Origin of the sequence: Streptomyces calidiresistens (genome assembly GCF_014141525.1) — a bacterium.
Taxonomy (GTDB): Bacteria; Actinomycetota; Actinomycetes; order Streptomycetales; family Streptomycetaceae; genus Streptomyces; species Streptomyces calidiresistens.
This window is the reverse complement of sequence record NZ_VKHS01000753.1, coordinates 1-2,611: the sequence shown is the minus strand read 5'-3', so window position 1 is coordinate 2,611 and position 2,611 is coordinate 1. Positions and strand designations below refer to the sequence as shown.

Below are 2,611 nucleotides of genomic sequence, written 5' to 3'. Positions count from 1 at the left end.
CTCCCCGCCCCCTGGCTCGCCCCGGCCGCCGCGGCCGTGGGGGGCGTCCTGCTGGTCCTGGCGGCGCTGCTCTTCCGTCGGCTCAGGCCCTCGGGGCCCCCGCACCTCCCGCCCCCCTGAGTGCCGTCGCGGCGGCCCGCGCCGCCGCCTCGACGACCGCGATGCCCTCCTCCCGGCCGGCGTGGCCGTCGGAGAGCACCACCATCAGGAGCGGACGGCCGTCCACCGTCACCCGACCGATGCTGTTGATGTCCCACAACCGGGTGTGGCTGCGGGGCAACCAACCGTTCTTCAGACGCGCCTCACCGGGCGCCGCCGGGGTCCCGGGGGCTTGGCGCGGTGCCGCGGGGGACCCCGGTGCCACCGGGGCCGTGGCGCCGACGGCGTCCGGGGAGCCGGCCCCCCTCACGAGTCCCGCCATCGTGCCGGTCCCGCCACCCGGAGGGACCTCCGGCGGGTGGCGGAGGGCGGCGGCCGAGACCCCCCACCGCTGCTCCTCCGAGACCTCGCCCATCAGCTCCTGCACCAGGGTGCGGGAGGCGGGTGACAAGGGTCCCGAGGAGCCGAAGACGATCTGCAGCAGGCGCAGTTGATCGTCCCCGGTGGTCTGGGTCAGACCCCAGTGCCCCCCCTCGCCGCCGACCGTCCCGGTCAGTCCCCACCGGAAGTTCAGGGCGTTGAGCCCCTCCTCGCCCCCGATCAGTCGCCAGAGTCGGTCGGTGGCCGCGTTGTCGCTGTACCGAATCGCCGCGGCGGCGAGGGCCAGTTCCCCGGGATCGGGCTCCCGCCCCTCCTCCTGACGCAGGAACAGCAGCGCCGCCACGATGTTCACCTTGACGATGCTGGCCGTGTCGAAGGAGCCGTCCCCGGCCGAGACCACCGCGCCCGTGCCGGGGTCCATGGCCCGTACCGACAAACGGACCGGGGCGGGCGGGTCGAGGTCGGCGAGCGCCGTCTCCGGACGTGTGTCGGCGCCCCGTTCGCGGAGGGGCCGCGGAGGCGGCGTCTCCGCGCCGCCGGCGCGGGCGGCGAACCGCTCGGGGGACACGGCGTCGGCGGGACCGGTGGTCGGCACGTCCGCGGGACGGGGGGCGCCGCCGATCGCGTCCACGACGGGGGCGCCCCCGGCCGCCGCGCGTCCGTTCCCCTCCACCGGGCCCGGGACCCCACCCGTCGCCGCCATGAGCACCGCTCCCGCCAGACCGACCACGACCGCCGCCGCAGGCACCGCTCGCCGTGTCGGCCGCGACCCCCGTCCCTTCATGGCAGGAGACCGTATCCCGATCCGCGGGTGGTGTCGCCACCGGGTGGGGGGGAACCCGTGACCTCCCGCGCGTCCCGCCCGTCCCGTCCCCGGGTACCCTCGCCGGGTGGCTGCCAAGAACATCCCCCGGTCCCCCTTCGCCGACGACGACGGGAGCGCGGACCCCGCCCTGGCCGCCGCCCTGGAGGCGTGGGCCCGCGACCCGGCCCGGGAACGCGAGGCATTGACCCTGCTGTCCCGGGCACGACTGCTGGTGCCGGTGGTGGCGGTGCTCGGGGAGGCGGAGACCGGCCCGGACGGTCTGCGGCGGGAGAAGAGCAGCGACATGGCGGTCCTCACCCTGGAGCTCCCCAACGGACGCCGGGCCCTGCCGGTCTTCACCTCGCTGGCCTCGCTGGCGGCCTGGCGGGCGGACGCGCGCCCGGTGGCCGTGGCCGCGCCGCAGGCGGTGCGCGCCGCCGTCGCGGAGCGCGCCGACACCCTGGTGGTCGATGTGGCCGGACCGGTCACCAGGGAGGTCACCGGTCCCGGGCTGCGGGCCCTGATGACGGGCGGCAGCCCCGTGGGCGATCCCGCGGTGGGGCGGGCCCTGGCGGCCCTGATCGCCGCCGAGCCGGTGGTGCTCGACGCCCGTCTCGTTCCCGGCGGGGAGGCCGACGGCACGCTGGTCCTGTCCGTCGCGCCGGGGCCGGAGGGCCCGGAGGCGGTGCGCCGACTGGCCGGCGCGGTGGCGGCCGACGGGACGCTGCGCGCCGCCCTGGTCCGGGGTCTGCGGGTGGCGGTGCTCCCGCCGGGTCGGGACCTGCCCGGCGATCCCCTGCCCCCGCCGCCGGACGCCGGTCCGGGGACCGAACCGGACGACGGACGGACCTGATTCCCGTGCCCTCCCGCTGTGCCGCGCCCGACCGGGCGCGGCACAGCGGGACGGATCCGGGGGCCGATCGAGCCGCGGTCAGCCCAACACGGGCCCGGTGTACTTCTCGCCCGGCCCCTGCCCCGGCGCGTCGGGTACGAGGGAGGCCTCCCGGAAGGCGAGCTGCAGGGACTTCAGACCGTCCCGCAGCGGGGCGGCGTGGAAGGAGCTGATCTCGCCCGCGCCGGCGGTGACCAGGCCCGCCAGGGCGGTGATCAGCTTGCGCGCCTCGTCCAGGTCGCGGTGGTCCTCCCCGTCCTCGGCGAGGCCCAGCTTCACGGCGGAGGCGCTCATCAGGTGCACCGCCACGGTGGTGATCACCTCGACCGCCGGCACCTCGGCGAGGGAGGCCTCCCGGAAGGCGAGCTGCAGGGACTTCAGACCGTCCCGCAGCGGGGCGGCGTGGAAGGAGCTGATCTCGCCCGCGCCGGCGG

3 protein-coding genes are annotated in these 2,611 nt (G+C 77.4%); 1 reads left to right on the top strand and 2 read right to left on the bottom strand.

Features of this window, described 5'->3' with window-relative positions; translation table 11 throughout:
• Nucleotides 1-82: 82 nt before the first annotated feature.
• A complete protein-coding gene (locus FOE67_RS22370; RefSeq protein WP_182666643.1) occupies nt 83-1,228 on the bottom strand; it encodes a serine hydrolase in 1,146 nt (381 codons plus the stop codon).
• A gap of 142 nt (nt 1,229-1,370) precedes the next feature.
• Here FOE67_RS22370 and FOE67_RS22365 point away from each other — a divergent pair, with 142 nt between their 5' ends.
• A complete protein-coding gene (locus FOE67_RS22365; protein WP_182666642.1) occupies nt 1,371-2,138 on the top strand; it encodes an SseB family protein in 768 nt (255 codons plus the stop codon).
• 78 nt (nt 2,139-2,216) lie between these two features.
• Here FOE67_RS22365 and FOE67_RS22360 read toward each other — a convergent pair whose 3' ends face one another.
• Nucleotides 2,217-2,570 (bottom strand): DUF1844 domain-containing protein, encoded by a 354-nt coding sequence (locus FOE67_RS22360; RefSeq protein ID WP_182666644.1) that lies wholly within the window; start codon nt 2,568-2,570, stop codon nt 2,217-2,219.
• Nucleotides 2,571-2,611: the final 41 nt, after the last annotated feature.